Here is a 26,234-nt window from a genome sequence, read left to right on the forward strand (position 1 = left end):
CGCCGTCGCCTCATCCACCCCCGGACAGGAGGGGCCCCGTGCCCTCGCAAGACGATCTCCCCCGTACCGCCCTGCCGATACCCGACCGGCCCCGGCCCGGGCTGACCACGTACGACGCCCGGGACCCGGAGACGTCGTTCGCGCCGATCACGCCGCTGCGGCCGCCGGCGGGCGCGCCGAACGTCCTGGTGATCCTGCTCGACGACGTGGGCTTCGGCGCCTCCAGCGTGTTCGGCGGCCCGATCGACACCCCCGCGGCGCAACGGCTGGCCGACGGTGGGCTGCGCTACAACCGGTTCCACACCACCGCGCTGTGCTCACCGACCCGTCAGGCGCTGCTGACCGGCCGCAATCACCACTCGGTCGGCATGGGCGCCATCACCGAGCTGGCCACCTCCGCGCCGGGATACAACACGATGCGGCCAAACTCCAAGGCGCCGCTGGCCGAGACGCTGCGGCTTAACGGCTACGCCACCGCGCAGTTCGGCAAGTGTCACGAGGTGCCGGTGTGGGAGACCAGCCCGGCCGGCCCGTTCGACCGCTGGCCGACCGGCAGCGGCTTCGAGTACTTCTACGGCTTCCTCGGCGGGGAGACCAACCAGTACTACCCGGCGCTGTACGAGGGCACCACCCCGGTGGAGCCGGAGCGCACCCCGGAAGAGGGCTACCACCTGACCGAGGATCTGGCCGACCGCAGCGTGGACTGGATCCGCCGCCAGCACGCGCTGCAGCCCGACCGGCCGCTCTTCCTGTACTTCGCGCCCGGCGCGACCCACGCCCCGCACCATGCCCCCAAGGAGTGGTGCGACCGGTACGCGGGCCGCTTCGACGCGGGCTGGGACGCGCTGCGTGAGGAGATCTTCGAGCGGCAGAAGCAGCTCGGTGTGGTTCCGGCCGATGCCGAGCTGACCGCGTTCAATGCGGAGATCCCGCACTGGGACGAGATGCCCGAGGACCTCAAGCCGGTGCTGACCCGTCAGATGGAGGTGTACGCCGGGTTCCTGGCCCACACCGACGCCCAGATCGGGCGCATGGTGCAGACCCTGGACGACCTGGAACTGCTCGATGACACGCTGATCTACTACATCATCGGCGACAACGGCGCCTCGGCCGAGGGCACCCACCACGGCAGCTTCAACGAGACGATCAACTTCAACGGCCTCAGTGCCCTGGAGTCGACGGAGTTCCTACGCGCCAAGGTGGACGAGTTCGGTACGCCCAGCGCCTACAACCACTACGCGGTGGGCTGGGCACATGCGATGTGCACGCCGTACCAGTGGACCAAGCAGGCGGCGTCGCACTGGGGCGGCACCCGCAACGGCACCATCGTGCACTGGCCCGCCGGCATCACCGCCCGCGGCGAGGTCCGCGACCAGTTCTCCCACGTCATCGACGTGGCGCCGACCGTTCTGGAGGCCGCCGGGCTGCCCGAGCCCACCACGGTGCACGGGGTCACCCAGGCCCCCATCGAAGGCGTGAGCATGGGCTACTCCTTCGGCGACGCAACTGCGCCCGAGCGGCGCCAGACGCAGTACTTCGAGATCACTGGAAACCGAGGCATCTACCACCGCGGCTGGACCGCGGTCACCAAGCACCGTACGCCGTGGGAGATGGTGGGAGCGAAGCTGGTGGCCTTCGACGACGACGTGTGGGAGCTGTATGGCCCCGACGACTGGACCCAGTCCCGCGACCTGGCAGCCGAGCAGCCCGAGATGCTCCACAAGCTGCAGCGGCTGTGGCTGATCGAGGCGACCAAGCACGGGGTGCTGCCGCTGGACGACCGGGCCGTCGAGCGTTTGGACCCCGACCTGGCGGGCCGGCCGCAGCTCGTCCGCGGCAACACCCAGGTGCTCTTCCCGGGCATGGGGCACCTCAACGAGAGCTCGGTCATCAACATCAAGAACAAGAGCCACGCCGTCACCGCGCAGATCGTGGTCCCGGAGGACCGCGCCGAGGGCGTCATCCTCTCTCAGGGCGGCATGGCCGGCGGCTGGAGCCTGTACGTCCTCGACGGCCGACTGCGCTACTGCTACAACCTGGTGGGTCTGAAGTACTTCTACGTCGGCTCGGACCACAAGCTCCCGGCCGGCGAGCACCAGGTGCGGATGGAGTTCGACTACGACGGCCCGGGCCTGGCCAAGGGCGGCACCGTCACGCTCCACGTCGACGGCGCCGAGGTGGGCCGCGGGCAGCTGCCGGTGACCCAGGCGATGGTGTTCTCCCTCGACGAGACGACTAACGTGGGCCGCGAGTCGGGCTCGCCGGTCACGCCGGAGTACCCGGCGCGCGGCAACGACTTCACCGGCGAGATCCGGTGGGTGCAGATCGATGTGGACGCCGCCGCGGACAACCCCGAGCACCTGATCCCGATCGAGGAGCGCTGGCGGATCGCCATGTCCCGGCAGTGACGGGCCGGCCGTGCGGTGCCGGTGGGCAGGCCAACCACGGCCGGCTCACAGGCACCGCACGGCCGCAGTCACGCCTCGCCTCGGGTTGCTCGGCGACCCCTGACGTCGGCAGGCGGCACGTAACGTCACGGCTTTGCTACTGCTGCGATGGTGTCCAGGATGACGGAAGTGATGAGTGCCGGGTCGTCACTCATGGGCATGTGCCCGCGGCCGGGCAGTGTCACGTGTTCGGCCTGGCGAATCCGCTCGCGGGCCAGGTCAGCCATGTCCAGGGGCAGGATGCGGTCGCGCTCGCTCCAGCCGATGGTGACCGGAACCGTGGGATTGGCGCGGCACTGGCAGTCGCGCCCGAACCTGGCGACCGCCCTGAAACCGGAGCCGTTGCGCAGGGCCAGGACGTCGGCCCATGTCCGCTCCGGGGACAGCTGTTCCGGCTTGTGCACGAGCATGCCCCGGCACCGCGTTGATCCAACGGCCAACGGTCCGGGCGGAATTTGGACTGACGTACGAGCGCAGGTCACGTCGGCGCTGGCACCGTTGCCGGCATGACGAAATCGGGAGCGCGTGAGCGCGAAGAGACCCCGATCGAGATTGAGAGTGAGAAGGAGCAGGCGATGGAGTCGAGCAGCATCACCCAGCCCACCACACCCGCGGAGGCGGCACGCTCCTTGTTCGAGCGGATCGGCCGCCACGAACTCGATAACGCCGAGCAGATGTGGAGCCCCGACGCCGTAGACACCTTCGTCGCGGTCGGAGAGTTTCGCGGCCTGGACGCGATCGTAGGCTTCTTCACCGAGCTCCTGGCCGCGTTCCCCGACATGGAGGTCGAGACCGAACGCATCCTGTCCGACGGCTCGTGGACCACGGTCCAGTGGCATGCCAGCGGGACCTTCACCGGGGCGCCTTTCCTCGGCATCGAAGCGACGGGCCGACGGTTTGAGGGGCTGCGGGCTGTCTCGGTCGCCGAGTGGGACGACCAGCTGCGCATCCGCCAGAACACGATCTACTGGGACGGCGCAGACTTCGCCCGGCAGCTCGGCATTCTCCCGCCTACGGAGTAGATAACCGCCTACGATCATGCCCAGACGCTGATCCGCACCGCACGGTAGTTCCAACGGCCAACGGGCCGGGCGGATTTTGGACTGACGAACGAGCGCGGGTTGCTTCGGCACTGGCACCGTTGGCCCGGCCCTGGGCGCTGAGCGCACTCGTGCTGCTCGTCCAGGCCGGGCTCACCGGCTGGCTGATACGCCGCGGAGTCAGCAGCCGCTGGGCGCGTGGCCGGGTCGGCGGCAGCCTGCTGCTGCTCGGTGCGGCCGCCTGCCTGGCCCTGCCCCTGGTGGACGGTGCCGGGGCGAAGACCGCGCTGCTGGTGGTCGGCTTCGGCCTGGGCGGATCGGTCGCGACCGTCGCGGTCACCACCGTCGCCGAGTTGGCCCCGCCGGCACGGCGCGGCGGCGCCCTGGGCACGATGAACGCCACGGTCACCACCGCGGGCCTGATCGCCCCGGCCGTCGTCGGACAGTTGGTCGACAGCCAGGGCGTGGCCGGCTACCAGACCGCCGTCCTGCTCTCCGGTGTCCTGCTGCTGGTGGGAGCGCTCGCGGCCTTCACCCTGATCGACCCGGCTCGCGACGCCGCTCGTCTGAACGCCTGATCCGCCGGTACTCGCCCGACCACCCCTGCTGCCCTAGTAGGGCTTGGTCAGGTTCGTATGGGGGTGGGTATGTTGTGGTGGCAGGTGGGGCAGGCGCCGGTCCATAGGGCGAGGCGTGTCTGGAGTTTGCGGAGGACCTGGTAGAGGCTCAGACCTGCGCTGTGTCTTTTGGGTGGTGTGCCAGTCGTTGCAGGATCGGCTCCACCGACTTGCGCCGCCCCTCCAGCAGCAGCCCACGCACATACACCTGCCCCCACCGCCGCTGATCCGCACGGAAGAACCCGTCGAACATCTCCGTCGTGAATGCCTCCAGGTCCTCCCGGACCCCGGCCATCTCCTCAGGTGTCACACCACCTCAACGACACTCACCAACAAGCAGACACGCCACCCACGAGTGAAGCTGACCAAACCCTACTAGGAGCGCACCTGTGACCGCCCCTGCCATAGACACCGAACTGCTGGACCAGGCCCTCGCCGAGCTGCGCGAAGGCGCCGCGTCGTGGACCACCACCCCGATCGCCGAACGGATCGCGCTGCTGGAGCGGTTGATGCCGCGGATCGTCGACAGCGCTGCAGACATGGCCGCAGCCGGCGCCCGCGCCAAGGGATACGGACCCGACTCCCCGTGGGCGGCCGAGGACTGGGCCGGCGCCCCGTGGGCGCTCGTCCAGAACGTCAGTGCCTGCCTGCATGTGCTGCGCCGGATCGCGGCGGGCAAGGATCCGGTCGAGGCCGGGGCAGTGCACGTGCGAGACGGCCGCACCCGGGTCGACGTCTTCCCCGCCACCGGCTGGGACACCCTGCTGCTCAACGGGTTCACCGCCCAGGTGTGGATGCGCTCAGGCATCACCGCGCAGCGGGTACGGGACCGGGCCGCCGGCGAGTACCGCGGCCGGCCCGGACGCCCGGCCGTCGCCCTGGTCCTGGGTGCGGGCAACGTCGCGGCCATCACCGCGCTCGACATCCTCCACAAGCTCTACGCCGAGGGCCAGGTCGTCGTCGCGAAGATGAACCCGGTCAACGCCTATCTCCGCCCGCACTTCGAGCACGTCTTCGCCGAGTTCGTCGCGCGCGGCTGGGTGCGCTTCATCGACGGCGGTGCGGCCGAGGGCGGCTACCTCGCCGCACACGAGGGCGTCGACGCCATCCACGTCACCGGCAGCGACCGCACCCACGACGCCATCGTGTGGGGGACCGACGAGCAGGCGGGCGAGCGCCGCCGCGACGACAAGCCGCTGATCGGCAAGCCGTTCAGCAGCGAGCTGGGCGGGGTCAGCCCCTGCATCGTTACCCCCGGCCCCTGGAGCGCGGCGGACTTCCGCTTCCAGGCCGAACACATCGTCACCAGCAAGATGAACAACTCCGGCCACAACTGCATCGCCAGCCAGATCCTGGTGGTGCCCCGGGCCTGGGACGGCACCGAGCGGCTGCTCGAGGAGATCCGGAAGGTGCTGCGCGAACTGCCGCCCCGCACCGACTACTACCCCGGCGCCGGCCGGCGTCTCGCCTCGGTGCTCGAGGCTCACCCGCAGGCCGAGACCCACGGCGACGGTGACTGCCGCATCCTGGTCCCCGACATCACCGACCACGACGACATGCTGATCACCGGCGAGGTCTTCGGCAGCGCCCTCGGAGTAGTACGACTCCCGGGCGACACCCCGGCCGAATTCCTGCGCCACGCCGTCGACTTCGCCAACGACGAACTCCCCGGCACCCTCGGCGCGACCCTCATCGTCCACCCCAGGACCGAGAAGACCCACCGCACCGCGGTCGAGGCAGCCGTCGCCGGGCTGCGCTACGGAACCCTCGGCGTCAACTGCTGGTCCGCGATCGGCTTCCTGCTCGGCTACACCCCCTGGGGCGCCCACCCAGGCCACACCCGCCAGGACATCGGCAGCGGCATCGGTTTCGTCCACAACGCCTTCATGCTCGAGGACATCGAGAAGACCGTGCTGCGCGCGCCCTTCGCCCCCACCCCGCGCGGTCTGTTCACCGGCTCCCCGTCGCTCTCCCCGCGCCCGCCGTACTTCGTCACCAACCGCACCGCCCGGACCACCATCGAACGCGTCACCCGCTTCACCGCCGCACCGGCGATCGCCAAACTCCCCGCCATCTTCGCCTCCGCACTGCGCGGCTGACCCCGCCCGCACCCCACCACCCCCAAACCGCCACCATCAGACGAGAGGCCGAAAGTGAACCTCGCCGACCTCCTCAGCCGCACCGCCACAGCGCACGGCCACCGCATCGCCGTCGAACTCGGCGACCACTCGCTCACCTACACCGAACTCGACACGCTCGCCGGCCGGGTGGCCGCACTGCTCGCCGAGCGCGGCGTCACCCCAGGCGACCGGGTCGGTCTGATGCTGCCCAACCTGCTGGAGTTCCCCGCCCTCTACTACGGCACGCTGCGAGCCGGCGCCGTCGTCGTCCCGATGAACCCGCTCCTCAAGGCACGCGAAGTCGCCCACTACCTGAACGACTCGGGCGCGGTGCTGCTGTTCGCCTTCGCTCCGGTCATGGAGGAGGCCAATGCCGGGGCCCAGGGAACTGCCGCCGACGTAGTGCCTGTCGGACCCGGCTCGCTCACCCAGCTGCTCGCCGCCCACCCGGTGCCCGCTCCCGAGCGGACCCGCGAGGAGCAGGACACCGCGGTCATCCTGTACACCTCCGGTACTACCGGAGTGCCGAAGGGCGCCGAGCTCACCCACGCCAACCTGGTCCGCAACGCCGAGATCATCACGCAGTCGCTGTTGCGGCTCAGCCCGGAGGACATCCTGCTGGGCTGCCTGCCGCTCTTCCACGCCTTCGGCCAGACCTGCGCCATGAACGCCGCCGTGACCGCCGGCGCCCGCCTCATCCTGATGCCCCGCTTCGACCCCGCCCTGGCCCTGCAGACCATCCAGCAGCGACAGGTCACCATCTTCCAGGGCGTGCCGACGATGTACGCGGCCATGCTCGCCGCAGACGCACAGCAGCCCGGCGCCTACGACGCCTCCTCTCTGCGGCTGTGCGCGTCCGGCGGCGCCTCGCTGCCCGTCGAGGTCCTGCACGCGTTCGAGGCCGCCTTCGGCTGTCCCGTACTGGAGGGTTTCGGCATGTCCGAGACCTCACCGGTCGCCTCCTTCAACCACCCTGACCGCCCGCGCAAGGCAGGCTCCATCGGCACCCCGATCGAGGGCGTCGAGCTGTGCCTGATCGACGAGAAGGACGGCGTCGGCGAACTCTGCGTCCGCGGCCACAACGTCATGAAGGGTTACTGGGGCCGCCCCGAGGCCACCGCGGACACCATCCTCGACGGCTGGCTGCGCACCGGCGACCTCGCCACCGTCGACGAGGACGGCTACTACTTCATCGTCGACCGCAAGAAGGACCTGGTCATCCGCGGCGGCTACAACGTCTACCCCCGCGAGATCGAGGAAGTCCTCTACGAGCATCCTGCAGTCGCCGAAGCCGCCGTGATCGGCATCCCCCACCCCACCCTCGGCGAGGAGATCGCCGCCGCCATCGCCCTGCGTCCCGGAGCCGAGGCCTCCACCGAAGACCTGCGGGAGTTCGTCAAGGAGCGGGTGGCCGCCTATAAGTACCCCCGTGAAGTCTGGATCCTCGATGCCCTCCCCAAGGGCGCCACCGGCAAGATCCTCAAACGCGAGATTCCCCGTGCAGTCCCTGAAGACGCCGGCCCCTGACGACGTCCGAAGCACGCACCGTGACGTGATACCGGCGCTTGGCGGGGTCCGTGCCGACGTTCGGGGTGGTGAAAGGGTTGCCACTGCCCGGGCTCGGGGCGATCCGTTGGTCGGCGAGCGAGTCGACGGGGGCCTGTTGGGGTGTAGGTCGTCGGCGAGGTGAACCGAGCGAAGGGGTAGGCACCTCGGATCGTGCTACGTCCTCCGGGGGACCGCCGGGAACGATCGGCATGCTGCACGACTACGTGCTGCCTGGCCAGCGCATCGTCGCCTGCCCCAACCAGGACGTCGTCCACGGATTCGGCCTACTCTCGGCAGCTGACGGCCCGTCGGTCATCCAGGTGCCCGACTTCGGCGACCGGTTGGGTCATCCAGCTCGTGAACCAGCGCACCGATTCGTTCGGACAGCTCGGCGCCATGAATAACACCGAACCCGGCCACTACCTGATCGCCCCCACGTCCTGGGACGGCGCCGTACCGGACGGGATCCGAGCGGTCCTGCGCTACGACACTGGCGTGGTCTGACAAGGGGGCGCCCGCCGTGCTGGTTCACGGCGGGCGCCCTACGTTTATCGAGCAGGCACTTCGTGAACGACCGCCCAGCTCCAGCGTGACCGGCGACTCGACGGCCAGGCCGTGTTGTGGAAATCGCGGGCGGTCAGCCACTTGGTGAGGTCGCTCCGGCGTCGGAGCACTGCCGGCCCATCGGCCCGGGTCAGCGGGGCTCGGGGGCGGCGATCTGGCGCTTGAGGATCTTGCCGGTGGGGCCCTTGGGAAGGGCGTCGACGAGCCGGACCTCGCGCGGGTACTTGTAGGGTGCAACCCGCTCACGGACGAACTCGCGCAGCTCGTCCGCGCCCGCCTCGGTGCCGGGGCGCAGGGCGACCACGGCGGCGACCTCCTCGCCGAGGGTGGCGTGCGGGACGCCGATCACCGCGGCCTCGGCGACGGCGGGGTGCTCGTACAGGACCTCCTCGATTTCCCGCGGGTAGACGTTGAAGCCGCCGCGGATGACGAGGTCCTTCTTGCGGTCGACGATGTAGTAGTAGCCGTTGGGCCGCACCTTGGGGGAAGGGTCGTCCGCGAGCCGGGCCCGCTGCGCGGGCTCGGCCCTGGTGCTCATCGCGAGCCGAACTCAGCGAGAACGTGCTGGCGGGCCTGCTGACCGGCGAAGGCCGCGACGCGGCGCTGCTGGACACCCTCCACGCGTGGTTCGCCGCCGATGGCTCGACCGCGGAGGCGGCACGACAACTCCACTGCCACCGCAACACAGTGCTGTACCGCATTGCCCGCATCGCCGAACTGACCGGCCGTGTTCCGACCCGGCCGGTGGATGCCGCGGAACTCCACGTGGCTTTGCGGGCGTTGCGGCTCGCCGGGAACGGCGGGTAGGCGTCGACGCTCGCCGGCCTTCTTCACGGCTTGGGCCGACTGCCGACCGCTGGTGAGGGGTCGCCCACGCTCTACGCCCGAGCCCTCAGCCGAGTCGTCACGGCTGCATCGCCGACCTCTTGTGCACGGGCACAATGACGGGCCGTTTTTTTGGCCGGCCGCCTATGGTTCCGGAGGCGTCGAGCCAGTGAGTATCTCGGGCAGCGAGCGCAACCGCCGGTTCGGACCGGTCCTGTTCGGTTCCGTCCCGTACGGTCCGGTCCGCCATGTGTTCCGCTCCGCGCGCACCGGAGCGTGCGAGTTCGTCGTTGAGAGGGAGGGTGATGGGAGTGCAGAGCAGCCCACAGAACCAGGAGTCCGACGCCGACTCTGGCAGGCTCAGCAGGCGGCGGTTCCTGGGATTCGTCGTGGCGGCCTCCACGCTGACCGTGGCCGCGCACCTCGGCGAGGCGGCCGCGGCCCCCGCGGAGGCGGCTGCGGCCACCACCGGGTTGGTCCCGTCTGCCCCAGGGCAGGCCGAGATCTACGACCTCAACGACATGCTGACCCATGCCGCTCTGCCCACCGCGAATCTGATCAGCATCACGATCGACTCCAACGGCACGGCGTCCCTGGCGCTGCCCCGGGCCGAGGTCGGCCAGGGCATCACCACATCCAGCGCGATACTGATCGCCGAGGAGCTCGACCTGCCGCTCGACAAGGTGAAGGTCACCCTCGCCGACGCGCGGCCCGAGCTCCTGTTCAACCAGCTCACCGGTGGCTCCAACACCACCATCTCGACCTTCACCCCGATCCGGGTGGCGGCCGCCGTCGCCCGTGGCCGGCTGCTGGAGGCCGCGGCCCTCGAACTGGGAGAGGCGATCGGCACCCTCACCGCGAAGGCGGGGGTCATCACCTCGGCGACCGGACGGAGTCTCACCTACGGTGAACTCGCCGAGAAGGCCGCCGCCGTGGCCACCAGCCAGGTCTCCGTCACGCTCAAGGACACCTCCGAGTTCACGGTCATCGGTACCGGCCGGCCCAGGATTGACGCGCTGGACGCGGTGACGGGCCGCAAGGCGTTCGCGATGGACGTGGAGGTGGCGGACGCGCTACCGACCATGGTGTGCCGCCCGCCGACGATCAACGGCACGGTCCGCTCCGTACGGAACATGGACACCGCTCGGGCCATGCCCGGAATCACCGATGTCGTACAGATCTCCACCGGCGTCGCCGTCCGGGGCCGCACCTTCGGGCAGTGCATCAACGCGGTCCGCGCCCTGGATGTCGACTGGGGTCCGGGCACCGCCGAAGGCGCTTCCGACGCCACGGTCATCGACGAGCTGCGACGTGCCGAACTGCCGTTGATCGTACCTCCGTTGCCGTTGCTCACCAAGGCCGTCGACGCGCGCTTCACCTTCCACTTCGCCAGCAACGGAGCCCTGGAGACCAACTGCGCCGTCGCCGACGTCCGCCCGGACTCGGCCGAGATCTGGGCCAGCCTGAAGTCGCCGATCGTCGCCCAGGAACAGATCGCCCTCAAGCTCGGCCTCCCGGCCGGCGCCGTGAAGGTCCATGTCACCGAGGGCGGCGGCTCGTTCGGGCGGAAGCTCTTCCACGACGCCGCCGACGAGGCCGCCGAGATCTCCCGGGCCGTGGGCAAGCCGGTGAAGCTGATGTGGCACCGGACCGACGACTTCCGTCAGGGCCGCATCCATCCGATGTCCACGTCGCGGGTCCGGGCCACGTACTCGCTCGGCGAGGTGCTTACGTACGAGCAGCGCCACACCTCCGTCGCCACCGACTTCGGCCATGGCGTCGGCGAGATCATCACCGCGGAGGCGGCCCAGCTGCCCGTCGGCGACCTGACGTTCTCCGAGACGGTCTTCCAGCTCACCCAGCAGACCCCGTACCACTTCGGTGCGACCACCCAGCTGCTCAGCGAGATCGACAAGGGCTTCAACACCGGCCCCATGCGGGGCATCTACTCCCCCAACGTCCGCTGCGCGCAGGAGCTGATCGTCGACGAACTGGCGAAGCGGATGGGCAAGGACGCCTACGCGTTCCGCCGTGAGTACCTGAAGGAGGAGAGGGCCAGGGCGGTGCTCGACAAGGTCGCCGAGGTCGGCAGTTGGGGGCGCACGATGCCCGCCGGTACGGCGCAGGGCATCGCGATCCACCCCGAGTACCACGCTTTCGTCGCCGTCCTCGCCGAGATCGACTGCCGGCCGCAGACGACCGGGCGGAAGATCGGCAACGCGTACACCGGACCACGAGTCACCAAGGTCGTGTGCGCCGTCGACGCCGGTCTCGCCGTCAATCCGCGCGGCCTTCAGGCGCAGATGATGGGCGGCATCATGGACGGCATCGCCCTCACCCTGAGCTCGGGCCTCCACCTGCGGGACGGGCACTTCCTCGAGAGCAGCTGGGACAACTACTTCTACACCCGGCAGTGGAACACTCCGCCCGAGCTGGAGATCGTCGTGATGCCGCCGACCACCGGAACGCCGGGCGGTGCGGGCGAGCTGCCGGTCGCCGGCGCGATGGCCGCCGTGGCCTGTGCGTACGGGCGCGCCACCGGCATCATGCCGACGACCTTCCCCCTGAACCACGGCGAACCGCTGAGCTTCACGCCGCTACCCACCACCCCGCCGATCCCGGCTTCGCCCACCGACGGCCTCGCCCACGCCTACTAGGAGCCACCTGTGCCGCACCACACCTTCATCCTCAACGGCAAGCCGGTGACCGTGGACATCGAGGACGACGTCCGGCTGCTGTGGGTGCTCCGGGACGTCCTGGGCGTCACCGGCCCGAAGCACGGCTGCGCTGTCGGCGTCTGCCAGGCCTGCACGAGCCACATCAACGGCGAGGCGTTCACTCCGTGCGCCGTCTCGGTCAAGGACCTCGAGCCGGCCGACGAGGTCACGACCATCGAGGGACTGCCCGCCACGGTCGGCAAGGAACTGCACCCGATGCAGGAGGCCTGGCTGGAGTACGACGTCGCCCAGTGCGGCTACTGCCAGCCCGGCCAGATCATGGCAGCCGTCGCCAAGGTCCGCCAGGCGCGCGCGGAAGGCCGGGAGATCGGCGCGGCCGACCTCGACGAGATCCGCAACATCTGCCGCTGCGGCACCTACAACCGTATCCGGGAGGCCGTCGTCGCAGGGGCGAAGAAGTTCTAGCCCGCTGCAGGACGAGAAACAGGTCGCGGCTCGCTGCCGGGTGAGGAGAAGGTCTGGGCCCTCTGCTGGGCGAGGAGTGGAGCGAACATGCTGGACAGTGCCGAGGAGTTTGGCGCGCTGGTGCCGGCTGGGACGGGCGTTCGCCGTGGCGACCGTGGTCACGGCGCACGGCAGCGCGCCCCGGCAGCCGGGTGCGGCCATGGCCGTCGACGCCGACGGAACCGTCGTCGGGAGTGTCTCGGGCGGATGCGTGGAGGCCGCCGTGTACGACCTGTGCCAGGAGGCCCTCGCCTCCGGCGGCAGCGTGCTCCAGCGGTTCGGGTACTCGGACGACGACGCCTTCGCGACCGGTCTGTCCTGCGGCGGAGTGATCGAGATCTTCGTGCAGCCGGCTCTCCCGGCGCGACGAACCAAGGCTGCACGAACGCCTGGACCGTTTGGGAGGAGATCGTGCCGCTCGGCTATCAGGGCAGTTAGCAGCGGGTTCGCGCCTACTTCCGGGAGAAGCGCCTCTCACCGGGCCCCGTCACAGCTCGACCACCGTCACCCCGCGTCGTCGCCGGGGGATCCTCCGCTGGCCCGAGACCCTCACCGAGACCGAGCACCTTCGACTCAAAGCCGTGCTGGTCCACTGCCCCGAACTCGATGCTCTCACCGGCCACGTCCGCTCCTTTGAGCAGATGCTCACCGAGCGCCAGGGCGAACGGCTGCCGCAGTGGCTCGACGCCGTCCGGCGAGACGACCTCCCCAGCCTCCACACCCTGGCCGCAGGCATCGACCGTGACCGCGACGCGGTCATTGTCGGCCTCACACTGCCCTGGAGATCCGGCGTCGTCGAAGGACACGTCAACCGGATCAAGATGCTCAAACGCCAGATGTTCGACCGGGCCGGCTTCGCTCTACTGCGGAAGAGGGTGCTTCTGGCCAGCTGACTACAGCCACCCATAGGGTGATGGGGACGAGAGAAGATGCACCATGGATCCCCGCATACCTCGCCTGCGTCGCAAGCTGGCCGCGATCCCGTTCCAGCCACTGCGCAGCCACTCCTTCGGGGAAGAACAACACAAGTTCTTCCGCGGTCCGAAGCTGGCGGAAGCACGCGTCGCCGCGTTTGAGGCCGAGCACGACATCGTTCTTCCCCACGCCTATCGGCAGTTCCTCACGCACATCGGCGGCTCAGGAGCGGCACCGTTCTACGGCCTCATGCCCCTGGAGCGGTGCTCCCTGCTGGTTATGGACTCGCCCGGAGAACCAGGGACACCCCGAGGCTTCGGCTGCGTGGGCCCCGGGCCACATGAACGCGACCTCTTCCTCCACATCATCGAAATGGGCTGCAGCGATGTATGCGTCATCGGGGTGACCGGTCCACTCACCGGCCGCGTCCTTGTTGGTAACAGCGACGGGTACTGGGGCCCCAATGTCTCCTCCGCCACCGACTTCCTCGACTGGTACGAACGCTGGCTCAACCACATGAGCGCCGGGCGCGACAACCGGGCCCTTGAACTCACCTCGCCTCGACTTCGAGCCCATCCGAACCGCCATCGCATGGCTCCGAAGATCTGACTCTCCGTCTCCGCTCCACGGAATGGATGCTGTTGGTGATCTTCGCTCGGTGGGGTGAAGCCTTCCCTCGAGGGGTTGTTCGCGTTGGCGGTGGTGTGCTGCCGTTGTTGAGCGGGGCAGTCTCTGCCGGTCGGAGGGGGCCGGAATGTCGATGGGGGTGTGGTTCTGGTCGAGTGGTTCCGCCACTGAACGTGAAGATGGCCCGGGCGAGTAATCCGCGTGGCACGGCAGCGAGGATGCGTGACCGGCTCGACGAGCTGTTCGTGGACGAGGTTTTCGCCGACTGGTATCCGGCGGACGGGCGCCCGGGTCTGTCGCCGGCCCGGCTCGCGCTGGTGTCGGTGTTGCAATACACGGAGAATCTGACCGACCGGCAGGCGGCGGAGGCCGTCCGGTGCCGTCTGGACTGGAAGTACTGCCTGGGCCTGGAGCTGGATGACGCTGGCTTCGACTTCTCGGTGCTGAGCGAGTTCCGTGACCGGCTGGCCGAAGGGGACCGTGCAGACCGGCTGCTGGCTGTGATGGTCGAACGTCTTGCGGCTGCGGGCCTGGTCAAACGCCGTGGCCGGGTCCGCACCGACTCGACCCACGTGCTGGCGGCAGTACGCCGGCTCAATCGGGGTGAACTCGTCGCCGAGACCCTGCGGGCGGCTCTGGAAGAGCTCGTTGCGCACGGCGAGGAATGGCTGGCCGGACTCGTCACCGCGGACTGGGGTGACCGCTATGGCCGCCCGGTCCGCTATGACCGGCTTCCCCGGGGAGGTGACGCCCTGATCGCCTACGTGCTACGGGTTGGCGAGGACGGCATGCACATTCTGCGAGCCGTTCACGACTCCGATGCCCCACCCGGACTGCGGGTACTACCCGCCGTTGAGATCCTGCGGTAGGTCTGGGTCCAGCAGTACTGGCTCGACTGGGACGGCCAACTGCGCTGGCGGGGACCGAAATCCAGTCGGGACCGGGCAAGCCGCAGGACGACCGAACGCCGCAACACGGGCAAGGCATCAGCGGACGGCCGACCCGATCCCGCTTCGGCGCGAGTGCCGTGGTCGGGCATGGAGATCGTCACCCCGCACGATCCCGAGGCCCGATACAGCCAGAAAGTCACCGCCGCCGGACAGCAGGACTGGATCGGCTACCGCGACCACCAGACCGAGACCTGCGACGAGACCGGCCCGAACGTGATCGTCCAGGTCACCACCCGGCCGGCGCCCGAGCAGGACATCGACGCCCTCGACCGGATCCACCTGGGACTGACCGCGCAGGGGTTCCAGCCCACCGAACACGTCGTTGACAGCGGCTACATCTCGCCGGACAGCATCCACCACGCCGCCCAACATTGGGACATCACACTCTTCGGACCAGTCCGTGACGACCCACAGGCCGGTAAACGGCCCGGCTTCGCCAAGCAGGACTTCCACATCGACTGGCAAGCCCGCACCCTGACCTGCCCCAACGGCGTGACGAGTCCACCATGGAAGCCCACACTCGGCGACGGCCACCCCCGGCTCTCCGTGCTCTTCCCACGCAAGGCCTGCCGCGAATGCGTCGACCGACTCAAATGCACCGGCAACGTCGAAGGCAAGGGCCGTCACGTCTTCCTGATGCCACAACCGCTCCAAGAGATCCAGACGCAGAACAGGGCCGAACAGACGACGACCGAGTGGCGCTGGAGATACGCGATCCGCGCAGGCTGCGAGGCCACCGTCTCCGAGACCGTTCATGCCCACGGCCTGCGGAACTGCCGCTACCGAGGCCTGGCCAGAACCCACGTCCAACACGTGCTGACGGCAGCCGGAACGAACATCATCCGACTCAGCGGCTACCTCTCACCGGGCATCGCACCGCCCCGCAAAGCGCGGCCCAGGAGCCGCTTCCAGCAGCTCTGCCGCGACCTGCCCACCTAAGAGGGCGGTTTGTGAGTCATTGATGCGTTCTGCCGTCACCTGATGGTGTGGGTGGGGGCGGAATCTGCTGGTCCGTGGCCGTTGGTCTGCTGGGGTGGCGGGGTGAGTGAACGCAAGCCGTACCCGAGCGACTTGTCGGACGGGCAGTGGTCGTTGATCGAGCCGGTGATCACGGCGTGGAAGGACCGGCACCGTTCGGTCAGCGGTCACCAGGGAGCGACCAGCCCTGGTCCGGGTGCGCCGAGACCACGGTCGCGGCCTCGCGGTCCGTGGCCTCGGCGGAGGGGCAGGCGGGCTTGTGCTGGCACATGGCGAATCCTTGGGGGAAGCGGTGCTGCGGGGAGGGATCGGCTACGCGGACGAGGTGCCGTACGACCGCGACATGGACGGAGTGCTGTGGATCCGGCAGGCCATCGCTCCGGGGTCCGGGAGGGCGTTGGATGGCACGAGCGGGTTGAGGAGGGAAGGGACCGGCTGCCGCAGGGGAAGCCCTCGCCGCGGCAGACAACGGACGGGCAGGGGTGCTGTCCAGCCGAATTACGTGTGCCTGGCGTTGCGTGAACCTGTGAATAGCGTTGCCCCTTGGGGGCGTTGTCGGTAGCGAAAACGGACCCCCACTTCTCCCCACTTCGACATCGGCGAGCACAGTCGGGATTTCGCCTACCCGTCACTGGCTCCGCAGGCAAAAGGGGTGAAGTCGGTCATTAATCAGTGTGTCGAGGCTTGTGTGAGGGCCCACCACTGGAGGTCGGCCGCGCCGACCCCACTTCACCCCACTTCACTGGAAATGCTTGACTGAAATGCATGAACGGTGATAGGTGCCCTCGCGGGTGGAATAGTTGGGCTGAAGGGTGCCCTCATTTGACGTTCTGCCAGCTAAAAGCCGCTCTCGGCACTCCTGTCGGCCTCAGCGCGCGGTCAGAATCGCGGTGCACAGGGCGCCTTGTTCGCGGTCGCAGTGTTGGGGGAGCTGCGTAAATCCCGACCCTTGGTGCGGATCCTTTCCTCTGTGACTGTTGTCCCGCCTCGGTAAGTTCGCGAGCCCGGTGACGAAGTGGGGAGAAGTGGGGTTCGTTTTCGCTGTCGCCAGCGCTGCGTGATGGGCCACGGTATTCACCAGGACTTGCCAGTCCGTTCCCCCGGGCATCCCGAACGCAGCGAGGAGTGATCCCCGTGCTTGGTTCCACCAGTACGGCCTTGGCACGCGGCGAAGGCCGCGCCGCCGGCGGCCCTGTGAAGCATGCTGCGCTCGACCTCCGCGGCATCGACGCGCCGCAGAGCGCCGCCCGCCGCATAGTCCGCAGCGCGCTCACGGAGACCCTCGACGAGGAGTACAAGGACGACGTGGTGCTGGTGGCCGACGAGCTGGTGGGCAACGCCCTCGAGCACGCCGGAGAGGCCCTCGGTATCTCCCTCGATCTGTACTCGTGGGGGACGGTGGTCCAGGTCCGCGACGGCGGCCGGGACACGGCAGCGGTGCCACGGAACCCGGTTCGGGCCGATGATGACGATGTGAACGGGAGAGGCTTGTTTTTGGTGAACGCGCTGGCGAGTGCCTGGCGGGTTCAGTGCGACGACGCGGGGAAACGAGTCGTCGCGGTCTTCCTGCATCGAGCGGGTGGCACATACTGATGCTGCCGAACGATCTCGCCCACCGACTCGTGGCCCGGGACCTGCTCCTGGGTCCTCTGGGTATCGGCACAGGCACCTCCCGGTGGGCCCCGACCGTTGTTCAGCCAGACGACGCGCAACTGCTCGACGGGCTGCGCCGCGCCGTGGAGTCCGGTGTGGAACTCATCGACACGGCAGACAGCCATCGGTACGGCCACGCCGAGCGGCTGATCGGCAAGATCCTCAAGGAGAACCCGGGCCACAATGTGCAGGTGTCCAGCACGATTGGCCGGGTCCGGGGCTCTGCTCCCCACCCGTACGCCGGTCCTCGCGTGCGACACCAGCTCGAACAGACTCTGGAGAACCTCTACCTCGACGAACTCGCTGTCTACACCCTTGAGTCGTACGACTTCGGCAACGGCGACCGCTACCTCGGCCCCGTCATCGAGCAGATGCGCGTGCTACGGGACCTCGGCCAGATACGAGCGATCGGTCTGCGCGGCCCGGATGGCCGCTCATCGGACCGCTTTATCCGCCGCTTCCTGGACCTCTTCGACCAGATCCGCCCCGATATGGTCTGGACGCAGGCGAGCGTCCTGCTCCCGCTGGCCGACCTCGGAGACGGCGAGGACCTGGGCGCCTTCACCGCCCGCCGCGGCGTCGGTCTGCTGATCGCCTCTCCGCTAGCCAATGGCGTCCTCGCTGACTGCCGCCCGCGGACCGAGGGCCTGGCACCCGACCGAACGAAGGTGCAGACATCGGCTATCACGCACGGCCTCGCCGTACTGTCCAACCAGTTTGGCTCGTCCGCTGATGCCCTGTTGCGGATGGCTTTACGGTTCATCCTTCACCGGGTGCAGAACGCAGTGGTGGTCGTCGGCGTGGGCGATCGGCAACAGGTCGGCCGGTACTTCGACTCTCTCGGTCAGCCCCTGTGCACCAAGGACCTGACGCTGATCGAGGAGGTCTTCCACCGCATCCGAAGTGCGATGAGCCCTACCGAGGACCGCAGCCTTTCCGTGGAGGTGACCAGCCGAGACGGGCGCGCAGCCGTCCCCGTTCAGCAGGGCACCCCGTTGCGGAGGTAGCGCGGAATTCCGTCGTCCAGCACCTGCAGGGCTTGTTGCGCTCGGACCCGCTGCCGGTCCGGCAACAGACGCAGCGCCTCCGTGACGTCGAAGAAGCCGTGTTCGGAGATTTCCTCGTCGCAGGGCTTCAGATTGGCGACCTGTTCGGACGACAGCACGCCGGCGTCGAAGACAAAGCCGAGGTAGTCGTCCCACGGGCCATGCGGTTCGACCCAGTCGATACACAGGAACCGCAGGCTGGTGATGTCGAGGCCGAGCTCCTCGTGGAGCTCTCGGCGAAGAGCGGCGTCGGGGGGCTCGTTGGCCTCGGCCATGCCCCCGGGAAGGTCCCACCCGTCCTTGTACGTCGGGTTCACCAGAAGCAGCCGGCCGTCCCCGTCTCGAATAAGGGCATCGGCAGCCGCCCGCTTCCGGGCCTGTTTGGCGTTGCCTTCGGCCAGGTAGGCGTTGCGGCCGGGGTCTCCCGGCCTGGGGGCATCATTCACTGCGGACCTTCCGGTAGCGCGAGACTGCCGAGCAGCAATCTACGGTGCTGAGCAGTCGCGGACATACGCGAGAGCAGGTCGCGGACCTCGGGCACCTGGCGGTACCGGTCGAATTCGGCTTGCAACGAGTCGAGTTGACTGCTCAGTCGCAGTGAGGTCACCGATTGGCCGGCGGTCAGCAGCTCCACGCCGACCTGACAGGCCGCGTCGACCTGTTCTTGCGCCAGCAAGACCCGCGCCAGCGTGACCTGTCCGAACGCCCTGCTCCGAACCCGGCTTGCGTCGCGCAGCGTCAGGGCGCGTTCCGCTTCCTGGACCGCAGCGTCGAGCGCGCCGAGATCCAGTAGCGCGGAGGCAGCCTCGCTGGCCAGCGCCGCTTCGTCGAACGGCGCCACCCAGTGCGAAGGTGGAACGGAACGCGCAAGTGCCAAGGCATCGCGTGCCGAGTCGAGGGCCCGCTGGGCGTCGCGTCCCTCGTTGAGCTGGGCGAGCGCGCGGGCCTCCATGGCGTGGAGGCGGGCCGAGAGGGCTGGGACCCGGGGGCCGGCCGCGAGTCGTGCCAGCCCGCTGCGGGTGAGTTCAGCGGCGGCGTTCACCTGCTCTGTCTGCAAGGCCAGGTGGCTCATGCCCGCCAGCACGTTCGCGCCCGCGGTCACGTCTACAAGGCTCTGCGCCAGACGCAGCGCGCGATCGAAGTGCCCGGAGGCCAGGTCGTCCCGTCCGACGTCGTGAGCCATCCACGCCGCCATTTCCGTGAGTACGACCGCAGTCCCGAACGCGGCCTCGCCATTTTCACCTTGGTCCGTCGCGCTGAAGAGGCCCGGGGCGACGACGGTGTTGAGGTAGTGCGCCACAGACCGGTAGACGTGGCCTCCACCGAGCTGACGGTCCGCGAGCCGGAACGACTCCATAGCGGCGACGTGCGGTGACAACCCGAGATTTCCCAGCGAGCGTTCGCCGCTTGCCGCTGCCCCGGTCTCGGCCCGCTGATGGGCGTCCGGCTCGGCCGGCCCGAACAGCCGCTCAGCGGTCTCGTCGAGAAGGTGTTCCAAGACCCGGCATGTTGGGCGCCGCGGCAGCCCCTTGATGTCCCCGACCATCCACCGGTCCCAGGTGGACCGGGAGACGTACGCGGAGGCGAGAGTGGGGTCACCGTCCAGCCGGGCTACCTCCTTGGCAGCCCGCTCGAACTGCACCGTGAACGTCTCGTAGACGCGCATGCGCCGAGCCTCGACCACCTTCGGGAAGAGGATCGCCCTGCGCATCGCGGTCTCCCTCCTCAGCTGCCCGTGCCGAAGCCAAGGAGAGGGACGTCGTACAGGTTCGGATCGCGGCGCCGCGTCAGCGCCGGGCCCGCCGCATCGCCGACGACTTCGACGATGGGGATCTCGCAGATGAACTGCACCTTCGCGCCGAGCAGGTGAGATACCCGCCCGTCGGCCGACGCGCCCTTGATGCCAGCCGCGACGTGAATATGAGGTGCCAGGCAGTCATTCTCCAGGTCCCACGCGAGCGTCCCGCCACCGAGCGCCTCGAGCGTCTCGACGGTGATCTCCTCCCACAGGGGGACCTCGGGGTCAGCGAGGGACTCGCAGGAGCCCACCAGGCGCGCAGAGCGGAACCCGCCGACGAACGTCGGGATGTATCCGGCCCGAATGCCCTGGTCTTCACAGAACCGCGTGAGTCCTTCGAGGAGGTCCTCCCCGTGGTCGAGGGCGAGAACGAACTGCCGGCCGGAACGGACCTGGGCGAAGCGCATGGGCGGGGGCGTCCTTCGTGCTGGTTGGGGCGGGATCAGGAGTAGTCGAGGAAGACCTTTGCGATCTCCGAGCGCGGTGTGCCCGCGGCCAGGTGGGCGATCAGGAGCAGGCGGGCCTTGTACGGGTCGAGCGTGCCTGCGGAGACCAGGCCCCGGGCCAATAGGTCGCTCTCGGAGCCTGGGAAGGCGTAGGTCGAGGTAAGGACGGGCCCGGTGCCGATGCGCGACGCGAGGACGACGGGCATTGCAGTCGCCAGCGCTTCCAGCCGGGGAACCCACGTCTGGGGGACGTGGCCAGCACCGAAGGCGGCCACGACCAGCCCGGCGACCTTGCCTTCCAACCCTTCCAGCAGGATTCCGCTGCTGCCCAGGGACGCGGTGACGACCTCCACCTCGGACGGGGCGCCCGGGGTGCCGAGCGGCAGCGGGACGACTCCGGTCCTCTTCAAGGCGCGCTGGAGCCGTGCTGTTCCCTCCACCAGACGGCCGAGAGGGCCGGTCGCCGGGGAACCGAAGGCGGCCGGACTGGTCGTGTGCATCTTCCGGACGTGCCGGGCGGCATGGATCTCGTCACCCAAGACGACGAGAACCCCCTGTTCCCGTGCCCTTGCGCACGTGGCGACCTGCACGGCGGCCAAGAGGTTCGCCGGACCGTCGGCACCCGCTGACGCGGCGCTGCGCATGGCCCCGGTGAAGACCACCGGCACGCTGCCCCGGTAGTAGAGGTCGGTCAGGAACGCGGTCTCCTCCAGGGTGTCGGTGCCCTGGGTGACCACGATCCCGTCGACGCCTTCACGATCGGCCTGTTCCATCCGGCCCACCAGGTCGACGATGTCGCTGGTCGTCAGGGACGCACCGGGTAGTTTCCGGAAGTCCTCCGCGGTGACCGCGGTGTCCTGAAGGCCAGGCACGGCGGCAACGAGATCGGAGCCGGTCAGAGTGGGCGCGACCCCGGACGCCGAGGCGGTGGGCGTCATGGCGATGGTGCCGCCGAGGGCCAGGACGAGAGCGGAGCGGTGCGGATCATGGTCAGCGGAGGACACGAAGGGCCTTTCATGCCTGGGGACGGCGCGGACAGGTCTCATTGGTCGGACGTGAGCTTGCCGAGGAAGAGCAGAGTCTCATCCAGCGCGTTCACCGTCAGCAGGCGGCTACGCGGTCGAACGAGTCCGGCGACACCGTACTCACCCAGGGAGCGGCACCGGGAGGTTAACCAGTCCCAGTCCAGGCCCAAGTAGCCGGAGAGGGCCCGCAGCCGGCTTGCCGAGTCCGCGGCGCCCGACAGGACATCGTTGCCCTGCGCGTCGGCGAACGCCGCCGCGTACGTGCGCAGATCGCCCCGGGCCGACGTGCTGCCGGCGGCCCAGAGCGCCCCGCCGGGAACCCGCACCCAGTTGGCGACAACGGCTTGTTGACCGGGGACCAGGGCTACGCCGTCCACCTCCGAGTATTCCGGCTTCGGTATCACCCGCACCCGGATACCGACGCGCTCCATGAGGGCGATCGCCAACAGCAGCAGGACTCTCTCGTACCGCTCGGATTGCGCGACTTCGGCTTCAGGCAGGCAGAAGACCCGGACGGTCTGCGTCGAGGCGCTGTGGAAGCGGGTGAGCGCCTGGAGGTAGTCGAGCTTGTGCTTGAAGAACAGCCACGGGGCCGCTTCCTCCCCGCTCTGTTCGCGTGTCCAGAAGGTAGGCACCTCGGTGGCGTTGGCCAGCTCCTGCTGGATGTGCTGGGCGCAGAACGCCGACCCCATCCAGCTGCTGCCTGCGGCGGTGAGGTCGACGAGCAACTGGCTGGGGGCTGATCTCGGCAAGGAGAGGTAGGTGCTGATGAGGTGCCGCTCGCTGTCGAGGACTTGGTCGTCGGCCAGGAGGCCGTCGTCGAGTTGAGTGAGCGCCCAGACGATGCCGTACGTGAGGTCGTCCAGGAGGTAGGCCGAGGGAATCGACAGGGTTCCGGCGGACTGCGGTCCCGGTCGGCCCGATCTGCGGGCGGACGCGGCTTCGTGCAAGTACAGGTCCAGGTCGCCGCGTCGCTCCTCGACACCGACGATGAATCCGCGGCGCGCCGGCCGTAAGAACCCCTCCAGGTCGCGCTGGCCGTCTTGGCTCAGGTCGTTGGGGTTCACTTCCTCGCCCCGCCTGGTGACCGGGAGAAGGTGCACTGCGGCGCTCGTCCCGTCCAGGCGGTGGCGCCCGGTGATCTCCCAGGTCCCAGCGCGGCCGCCTGCGGGGATCAGCATGCTGGAACTGGGCCAGCGGGATCCGATCTGCATTGCTACCGACCCCACGGCCACCGGGGACTCGCTCGCATCGGGTGCCGGACTGAACAGAATGTCAACGGGGTGCCCGAACATGCGCTCCAAGATCTGCGCCGCTTCACCGCGGGGCCGACCGTACCAACTGCCGGAGGACCATCGGTCGAACGTGGTACGCCCCAGGCCGACCGTGGCGAGACGGCGGTTGCCGGTCTCACGGGCGAGTTCCCGGCCGGTGGCCGTGTAGGGCACGCAGAACACTTCCCAGGTGGCGAGGTTCTGCTTCTTCAACAGGAGGCTGAACAGCGTCCGACGCATCGCGGCGGCCTCTCCCTGGGCGTGTGCGGACAGCGGAGCAGCGGAGCGACCTCTACGCGTGGCGACGGGCGCTGCACACTTCGTGACCCTGGCTAGGATGCTCCCAAAGGTAAGCCGTTAGCAATATGGTCGAGCAAATTGCGCGACCATATTGCTTGTAGGCAGCGCGGCGAGCCGTCAAACTGGCCACCATGCCAGAAGCGAAGACGCCGTGGTCGCTGACCCTCAGTGAAGTCGGCCTGCGCCTGGAGGACTTGCGAGAACGCAGGGACCTCACGCAGGGCGACGTCGCAGGCCACGAAGTGCTCCGCCGGCGCGGAGTCAAGATTGATAAGAGCGGGCTGAGCCGACTCGAACGAGGTCAGCGCCGACGTGTGGCCCGGGATCTCGTCGAAGCGCTGCTCGAGGTCTACCAGGCCAGCGACTCCGAGAGTTCGGAAGTCCTGGCGCTACTCGGGGCGGACACCACTCCGGCCGGTCGACCACGTCCTGCCCTGTGGCGACGCAACGCTCACTTGCTGGGGCCCATGCAGTTCGAGGGCTTCCTGAAGATGGAGCGCCGGGCCGCTGCGCTGTCCAACTATGAACGGGATATCTGGCCGGGGCTCTGCCAGATCGAGGACTACGCCTACACGGTTATCGCCCAGATGCGGCCTGATCTGCGTCCCTCCGAGGTCAAGGCACTCGTCGACGTCCGCATGGACCGGCAGCAGCAGGTGCGACAGGGTGCACTCGCTGAGTTCCGCGCCTTGGTTGACGAGCATGCGCTTCATATCGCCGGCGACGACCTCAGCGTGGCGAGGCGGCAACTGGAACGAGTCCTGGAGGAGTCCGAAGACCCTCGCAACACCATCCGTATCCTGCCAGGCGCCGTCGGATTGCACCCGGGATCTGCGGGCCCGTTCGTCCTGATGGCCTTCCCGGAGGCCGCCCGCCAAGTTGTGTGGGTCGAGACGATGGTCAGCTCGTTGTACTTCGACGGGGAGGATGATGTGCAGCGCTACACCGCGACTTTCACCAACCTGTGGGAGCGGGCGCTGGACCCCGACGAGACGCGCATGCGCCTCAAGAAGAGGATCAAGGAGCTAGAACAGTGACAGCGAAGCCGGACCCATCCTCGTTCGACCTGACGTCGGTCGAATGGGCCGTGTCCAAGTACAGCGGCGGCGGCGGGAACTGCGTGCGAATCGCTGTCAAGGACGGGTATGTCCTGATCGGCGACTCGCAGAACCCCGATCGCCTGCCCCAGGTCTTCACCCCGGCTGAGGCCAAGGCGTGGCTGCTTGGCGCGAAGGACACGGACTTCGACTTCCTGCTCGATCTGTGACCCCGTCCTAAAGCACCGCACGCACGACAACGGGCCGGCCCCACGGCAGATGGGGGCGGCCCGAACGTTTCTGCCCGCTGTCGGGGCCAGCCATACGGGAGTCTTGTCCGCAGTCGGCGGCCACCCGTCTCTGTCGCATTGCCGCCATATGCCGTTTAACGGCGCACCGTTCGGCTGGCGGGTGCTCTTTTCGCCGCGAAGGCTGCGGCCCGTCGATGCTGGCGGTCGCTGACTTCGCCATTTGGCTGGAAAGCGGTCGAATCATTTCCGTCGGTTTCTTAGGACGGTCCTGATGTTGCGGCTACTGAACTTGAATGCGTGATGTCGGCCTGATCGTGGTCAGCTCTCCATGGTCAGGCCGGTGCCTATGAGGCAGCCGTCGATGAGGTGCGGTCGGTATTGGGTCTTCTTGAGGCTGTGTTTCACGGCGGTGGCGAGTTGGTCGAGGTTCGCGGCGGCGAGGTTGCCGATGGTCCGTTTCACCAGTGACCAGATGCCTTCCTGCGGGTTGAGGTCGGGTGCGTAGGAAGGGAAGTGGAAGACGGTCAGCCAGTCCTCGTTCGCGGCGATGAAGTCCTTCATCTGCGGCATGAGGTGGGTGCGCAGGTTGTCCCAGACCAGGACGATGGGGCCTTTGAGCTGGTTGTGGGCCCGCACGATGAGGTCGCGGTAGTCCTGCCAGGTGAAGCCCTTGGGTTCGCCTTTGCGGCCCCGGTGGACGCGGAAGCTGTAGATCAGCCGCGACCGCTCTCCGGGACGGAAGCAGGTCATTCCCGCCATCGAGACCCGCCCGGAGCCCCGGCCCCGGACGCGGACGACGGGTGTCCGGCCGATACGGCCCCAGGACCTTGCGCGTGGCGGCTTCAGCGACTGACTGGCCTCGTCCTCGAAGACAATCCAGGCTCCGCGGGCCGCCGCCGTGCTTTTACCTGTGGCCACACCTCCTTCTTCCACAACTCCACTGCCCCGTCGTCACGTTCGATCGCCCGCCGGGCCGGCTGCTGCCAGGACCAGCCATGGCGTTTGAGCAGCCGCCACGTCCCCTCCACCGTGTAGCTGATGTGGAACAACCGTCCGATCAGAGTCTTGACCCGGGCCAACGTCCACCTCTGGTCCGCCCAGCCATGAGCGAGCGGGCCACGCTCCAATTCCCGCTCCAGCCTGGCCATCTGCACACTCGATAGTCTCGGACGCCCAGGTGAGCCCTTCGACCGGACACCCTCCTGGCCACGCTCCCGCCACTGCCGACGCCAGCGCTCCACAGACCGCTCACTCACCCGAAGCGCGGCCGCGATCTCTCTGTTCTTCGCACTGCCCTCGAAGAGGCCGACCGCCTCCAGCCGAACCCGCTCCCTCGCAGCCCTCTTGGCATCGGTCAAGCCGCCGCCCTGCGCGTATCTCACGAACCACAACTACCGACCCGACTCAGGTACTGGCAGGCGAACGGCCCGACATCACCCAATCAAGTTCAGTAGCCTTCCCCGCGGCGAGTCCGTACCGGATCGACCCATCATGGGGCGGTGAGTAGGGGATTCGCCCACGGCAGACAAGAAAGAGCACAGAAAGACTGGAAATCTACGACAGGGCCATGTCAACGTACAACGTCTCGCAA

At 68.5% G+C, this 26,234-nt stretch carries 27 protein-coding genes and 4 pseudogenes; 20 read left to right on the top strand and 11 right to left on the bottom strand.

The features are described 5' to 3' along the window. The first annotated feature begins 38 nt into the window (after positions 1–38). Positions 39–2,408, top strand: a complete 2,370-nt coding sequence (locus OHA03_RS41235) for an arylsulfatase (RefSeq protein ID WP_267009076.1) — start codon at positions 39–41, stop codon at positions 2,406–2,408. A gap of 125 nt (positions 2,409–2,533) precedes the next feature. On the opposite strand, the gene OHA03_RS41240 is transcribed toward OHA03_RS41235, so the two are convergent. Then, on the bottom strand, positions 2,534–2,857 hold the full coding sequence (locus OHA03_RS41240; protein ID WP_267009077.1) for an alpha/beta fold hydrolase: 324 nt from the start codon (positions 2,855–2,857) through the stop codon (positions 2,534–2,536). 96 nt (positions 2,858–2,953) lie between these two features. Here OHA03_RS41240 and OHA03_RS41245 point away from each other — a divergent pair, with 96 nt between their 5' ends. Both OHA03_RS41245 and OHA03_RS41250 read left to right on the top strand, forming a co-directional pair. Further along, positions 2,954–3,469, top strand: a complete 516-nt coding sequence (locus tag OHA03_RS41245; RefSeq protein WP_267009078.1) for an ester cyclase — start codon at positions 2,954–2,956, stop codon at positions 3,467–3,469. A gap of 119 nt (positions 3,470–3,588) precedes the next feature. Further along, a complete protein-coding gene (locus tag OHA03_RS41250; protein ID WP_267009079.1) occupies positions 3,589–4,065 on the top strand; it encodes an MFS transporter in 477 nt (158 codons plus the stop codon). Positions 4,066–4,213: 148 nt separating this feature from the next. On the opposite strand, the gene OHA03_RS41255 is transcribed toward OHA03_RS41250, so the two are convergent. After that, positions 4,214–4,414: a transposase gene (locus tag OHA03_RS41255; protein ID WP_267009080.1), complete on the bottom strand. Its 201-nt coding sequence runs from the start codon at positions 4,412–4,414 to the stop codon at positions 4,214–4,216. A 79-nt stretch (positions 4,415–4,493) separates the two neighbouring features. Between OHA03_RS41255 and OHA03_RS41260 the strand changes: the two genes are divergently transcribed. The 4 genes from OHA03_RS41260 (at position 4,494) to OHA03_RS41275 (ending at position 8,276) form a co-directional block, all read left to right on the top strand. Beyond that, complete coding sequence (locus OHA03_RS41260) at positions 4,494–6,203, top strand: aldehyde dehydrogenase family protein (protein ID WP_267009081.1); 1,710 nt, start codon at positions 4,494–4,496, stop codon at positions 6,201–6,203. A 54-nt stretch (positions 6,204–6,257) separates the two neighbouring features. After that, on the top strand, positions 6,258–7,751 hold the full coding sequence (locus OHA03_RS41265; protein WP_267009082.1) for a long-chain fatty acid--CoA ligase: 1,494 nt from the start codon (positions 6,258–6,260) through the stop codon (positions 7,749–7,751). Positions 7,752–7,981: 230 nt separating this feature from the next. Next, complete coding sequence (locus OHA03_RS41270; protein WP_267009083.1) at positions 7,982–8,176, top strand: DUF1254 domain-containing protein; 195 nt, start codon at positions 7,982–7,984, stop codon at positions 8,174–8,176. Continuing rightward, positions 8,130–8,276 (top strand): DUF1254 domain-containing protein, encoded by a 147-nt coding sequence (locus tag OHA03_RS41275; RefSeq protein WP_267009084.1) that lies wholly within the window; start codon positions 8,130–8,132, stop codon positions 8,274–8,276. Before OHA03_RS41270 ends, OHA03_RS41275 begins: the two co-directional genes overlap by 47 nt. Positions 8,277–8,466: 190 nt before the next feature. Here OHA03_RS41275 and OHA03_RS41280 read toward each other — a convergent pair. After that, positions 8,467–8,805 (bottom strand): annotated as a pseudogene (locus OHA03_RS41280) (class I adenylate-forming enzyme family protein); the annotation flags it as partial. 92 nt (positions 8,806–8,897) lie between these two features. Here OHA03_RS41280 and OHA03_RS41285 point away from each other — a divergent pair. The 9 genes and pseudogenes from OHA03_RS41285 to OHA03_RS41325 all read left to right on the top strand — a co-directional run. Beyond that, positions 8,898–9,143: a CdaR family transcriptional regulator gene (locus OHA03_RS41285; protein WP_267009085.1), complete on the top strand. Its 246-nt coding sequence runs from the start codon at positions 8,898–8,900 to the stop codon at positions 9,141–9,143. A 323-nt stretch (positions 9,144–9,466) separates the two neighbouring features. Then, positions 9,467–11,818 (top strand): molybdopterin cofactor-binding domain-containing protein, encoded by a 2,352-nt coding sequence (locus OHA03_RS41290; RefSeq protein ID WP_267009086.1) that lies wholly within the window; start codon positions 9,467–9,469, stop codon positions 11,816–11,818. A gap of 9 nt (positions 11,819–11,827) precedes the next feature. Further along, a complete protein-coding gene (locus OHA03_RS41295) occupies positions 11,828–12,304 on the top strand; it encodes a (2Fe-2S)-binding protein (protein WP_267009087.1) in 477 nt (158 codons plus the stop codon). 97 nt (positions 12,305–12,401) lie between these two features. Continuing rightward, a pseudogene (locus OHA03_RS41300) lies at positions 12,402–12,683 on the top strand (XdhC family protein); the annotation flags it as partial. 58 nt (positions 12,684–12,741) lie between these two features. Beyond that, complete coding sequence (locus tag OHA03_RS41305) at positions 12,742–13,236, top strand: transposase (RefSeq protein WP_267009088.1); 495 nt, start codon at positions 12,742–12,744, stop codon at positions 13,234–13,236. 43 nt (positions 13,237–13,279) lie between these two features. After that, positions 13,280–13,867 (top strand): SMI1/KNR4 family protein, encoded by a 588-nt coding sequence (locus OHA03_RS41310; RefSeq protein WP_267009089.1) that lies wholly within the window; start codon positions 13,280–13,282, stop codon positions 13,865–13,867. 236 nt (positions 13,868–14,103) lie between these two features. Beyond that, complete coding sequence (locus OHA03_RS41315) at positions 14,104–14,754, top strand: transposase (RefSeq protein ID WP_267009090.1); 651 nt, start codon at positions 14,104–14,106, stop codon at positions 14,752–14,754. A 168-nt stretch (positions 14,755–14,922) separates the two neighbouring features. After that, on the top strand, positions 14,923–15,774 hold the full coding sequence (locus OHA03_RS41320; protein WP_267009091.1) for a transposase: 852 nt from the start codon (positions 14,923–14,925) through the stop codon (positions 15,772–15,774). 102 nt (positions 15,775–15,876) lie between these two features. Continuing rightward, positions 15,877–15,960 (top strand): annotated as a pseudogene (locus OHA03_RS41325) (transposase); the annotation flags it as partial. A 28-nt stretch (positions 15,961–15,988) separates the two neighbouring features. Here OHA03_RS41325 and OHA03_RS41330 read toward each other — a convergent pair. Then, positions 15,989–16,084, bottom strand: a pseudogene (locus tag OHA03_RS41330) (DUF5999 family protein); the annotation flags it as partial. An 863-nt stretch (positions 16,085–16,947) separates the two neighbouring features. Between OHA03_RS41330 and OHA03_RS41335 the strand changes: the two are divergent. Together OHA03_RS41335 and OHA03_RS41340 are read left to right on the top strand one after the other, a co-directional pair. Further along, positions 16,948–17,406, top strand: coding sequence for an ATP-binding protein (locus OHA03_RS41335; RefSeq protein WP_267009092.1), 459 nt, complete (start codon positions 16,948–16,950; stop codon positions 17,404–17,406). After that, complete coding sequence (locus OHA03_RS41340) at positions 17,406–18,473, top strand: aldo/keto reductase (RefSeq protein WP_267009093.1); 1,068 nt, start codon at positions 17,406–17,408, stop codon at positions 18,471–18,473. The genes OHA03_RS41335 and OHA03_RS41340 overlap by 1 nt, the downstream gene beginning before the upstream one ends. Here OHA03_RS41340 and OHA03_RS41345 read toward each other — a convergent pair. Genes OHA03_RS41345 through OHA03_RS41365 form a run of 5 tightly spaced genes read right to left on the bottom strand, consistent with a single transcriptional unit; the run spans position 18,446 to position 23,295 of the window. Continuing rightward, complete coding sequence (locus tag OHA03_RS41345) at positions 18,446–18,958, bottom strand: NUDIX hydrolase (protein WP_267009094.1); 513 nt, start codon at positions 18,956–18,958, stop codon at positions 18,446–18,448. The genes OHA03_RS41340 and OHA03_RS41345 overlap by 28 nt on opposite strands. After that, positions 18,955–20,223 carry a hypothetical protein gene (locus OHA03_RS41350; protein ID WP_267009095.1) on the bottom strand — a complete coding sequence of 423 codons (1,269 nt, stop codon included), beginning with the start codon at positions 20,221–20,223 and terminating at the stop codon, positions 18,955–18,957. Before OHA03_RS41350 ends, OHA03_RS41345 begins: the two co-directional genes overlap by 4 nt. A 14-nt stretch (positions 20,224–20,237) precedes the next feature. Then, the gene (locus tag OHA03_RS41355) at positions 20,238–20,717 is read right to left on the bottom strand and encodes a PPC domain-containing DNA-binding protein (RefSeq protein WP_267009096.1); all 480 of its coding nucleotides are present in this window, start codon (positions 20,715–20,717) and stop codon (positions 20,238–20,240) included. 35 nt (positions 20,718–20,752) lie between these two features. Further along, positions 20,753–21,760, bottom strand: coding sequence for an asparaginase (locus OHA03_RS41360; RefSeq protein WP_267009097.1), 1,008 nt, complete (start codon positions 21,758–21,760; stop codon positions 20,753–20,755). Between the two features lie 38 nt (positions 21,761–21,798). After that, complete coding sequence (locus OHA03_RS41365) at positions 21,799–23,295, bottom strand: hypothetical protein (RefSeq protein ID WP_267009098.1); 1,497 nt, start codon at positions 23,293–23,295, stop codon at positions 21,799–21,801. Positions 23,296–23,486: 191 nt separating this feature from the next. Here OHA03_RS41365 and OHA03_RS41370 point away from each other — a divergent pair, with 191 nt between their 5' ends. Beyond that, on the top strand, positions 23,487–24,392 hold the full coding sequence (locus OHA03_RS41370; protein WP_267009099.1) for a helix-turn-helix transcriptional regulator: 906 nt from the start codon (positions 23,487–23,489) through the stop codon (positions 24,390–24,392). Beyond that, positions 24,389–24,622, top strand: coding sequence for a DUF397 domain-containing protein (locus tag OHA03_RS41375; RefSeq protein ID WP_267009100.1), 234 nt, complete (start codon positions 24,389–24,391; stop codon positions 24,620–24,622). Before OHA03_RS41370 ends, OHA03_RS41375 begins: the two co-directional genes overlap by 4 nt. 339 nt (positions 24,623–24,961) lie before the next feature. Here the strand turns inward: OHA03_RS41375 and OHA03_RS41380 are convergent, their stop codons facing one another. Together OHA03_RS41380 and OHA03_RS41385 are read right to left on the bottom strand one after the other, a co-directional pair. Continuing rightward, positions 24,962–25,561, bottom strand: coding sequence for a transposase (locus OHA03_RS41380; protein WP_267009101.1), 600 nt, complete (start codon positions 25,559–25,561; stop codon positions 24,962–24,964). Next, positions 25,486–26,025 carry a winged helix-turn-helix domain-containing protein gene (locus OHA03_RS41385; RefSeq protein ID WP_267009102.1) on the bottom strand — a complete coding sequence of 180 codons (540 nt, stop codon included), beginning with the start codon at positions 26,023–26,025 and terminating at the stop codon, positions 25,486–25,488. The genes OHA03_RS41380 and OHA03_RS41385 overlap by 76 nt, the downstream gene beginning before the upstream one ends. Positions 26,026–26,234 lie beyond the last annotated feature (209 nt).

This window comes from Streptomyces sp. NBC_00154, assembly GCF_026342835.1.
Classification (GTDB): Bacteria; Actinomycetota; Actinomycetes; order Streptomycetales; family Streptomycetaceae; genus Streptomyces.

Bases quoted from the DNA above. Each gene is read 5' to 3' on its own strand.
- OHA03_RS41240 (WP_267009077.1), bottom strand. From the start codon at position 2,857: ATGCTCGTGCACAAGCCGGAACAGCTGTCCCCGGAGCGGACATGGGCC.
- OHA03_RS41245 (WP_267009078.1), top strand. From the start codon at position 2,954: ATGACGAAATCGGGAGCGCGTGAGCGCGAAGAGACCCCGATCGAGATT.
- OHA03_RS41270 (WP_267009083.1), top strand. From the start codon at position 7,982: ATGCTGCACGACTACGTGCTGCCTGGCCAGCGCATCGTCGCCTGCCCC.
- OHA03_RS41290 (WP_267009086.1), top strand. From the start codon at position 9,467: ATGGGAGTGCAGAGCAGCCCACAGAACCAGGAGTCCGACGCCGACTCT.
- OHA03_RS41310 (WP_267009089.1), top strand. From the start codon at position 13,280: ATGGATCCCCGCATACCTCGCCTGCGTCGCAAGCTGGCCGCGATCCCG.
- OHA03_RS41315 (WP_267009090.1), top strand. From the start codon at position 14,104: ATGCGTGACCGGCTCGACGAGCTGTTCGTGGACGAGGTTTTCGCCGAC.
- OHA03_RS41320 (WP_267009091.1), top strand. From the start codon at position 14,923: ATGGAGATCGTCACCCCGCACGATCCCGAGGCCCGATACAGCCAGAAA.
- OHA03_RS41340 (WP_267009093.1), top strand. From the start codon at position 17,406: ATGCTGCCGAACGATCTCGCCCACCGACTCGTGGCCCGGGACCTGCTC.
- OHA03_RS41350 (WP_267009095.1), bottom strand. From the start codon at position 20,223: ATGCGCAGGGCGATCCTCTTCCCGAAGGTGGTCGAGGCTCGGCGCATG.
- OHA03_RS41355 (WP_267009096.1), bottom strand. From the start codon at position 20,717: ATGCGCTTCGCCCAGGTCCGTTCCGGCCGGCAGTTCGTTCTCGCCCTC.
- OHA03_RS41365 (WP_267009098.1), bottom strand. From the start codon at position 23,295: ATGCGTCGGACGCTGTTCAGCCTCCTGTTGAAGAAGCAGAACCTCGCC.
- OHA03_RS41370 (WP_267009099.1), top strand. From the start codon at position 23,487: ATGCCAGAAGCGAAGACGCCGTGGTCGCTGACCCTCAGTGAAGTCGGC.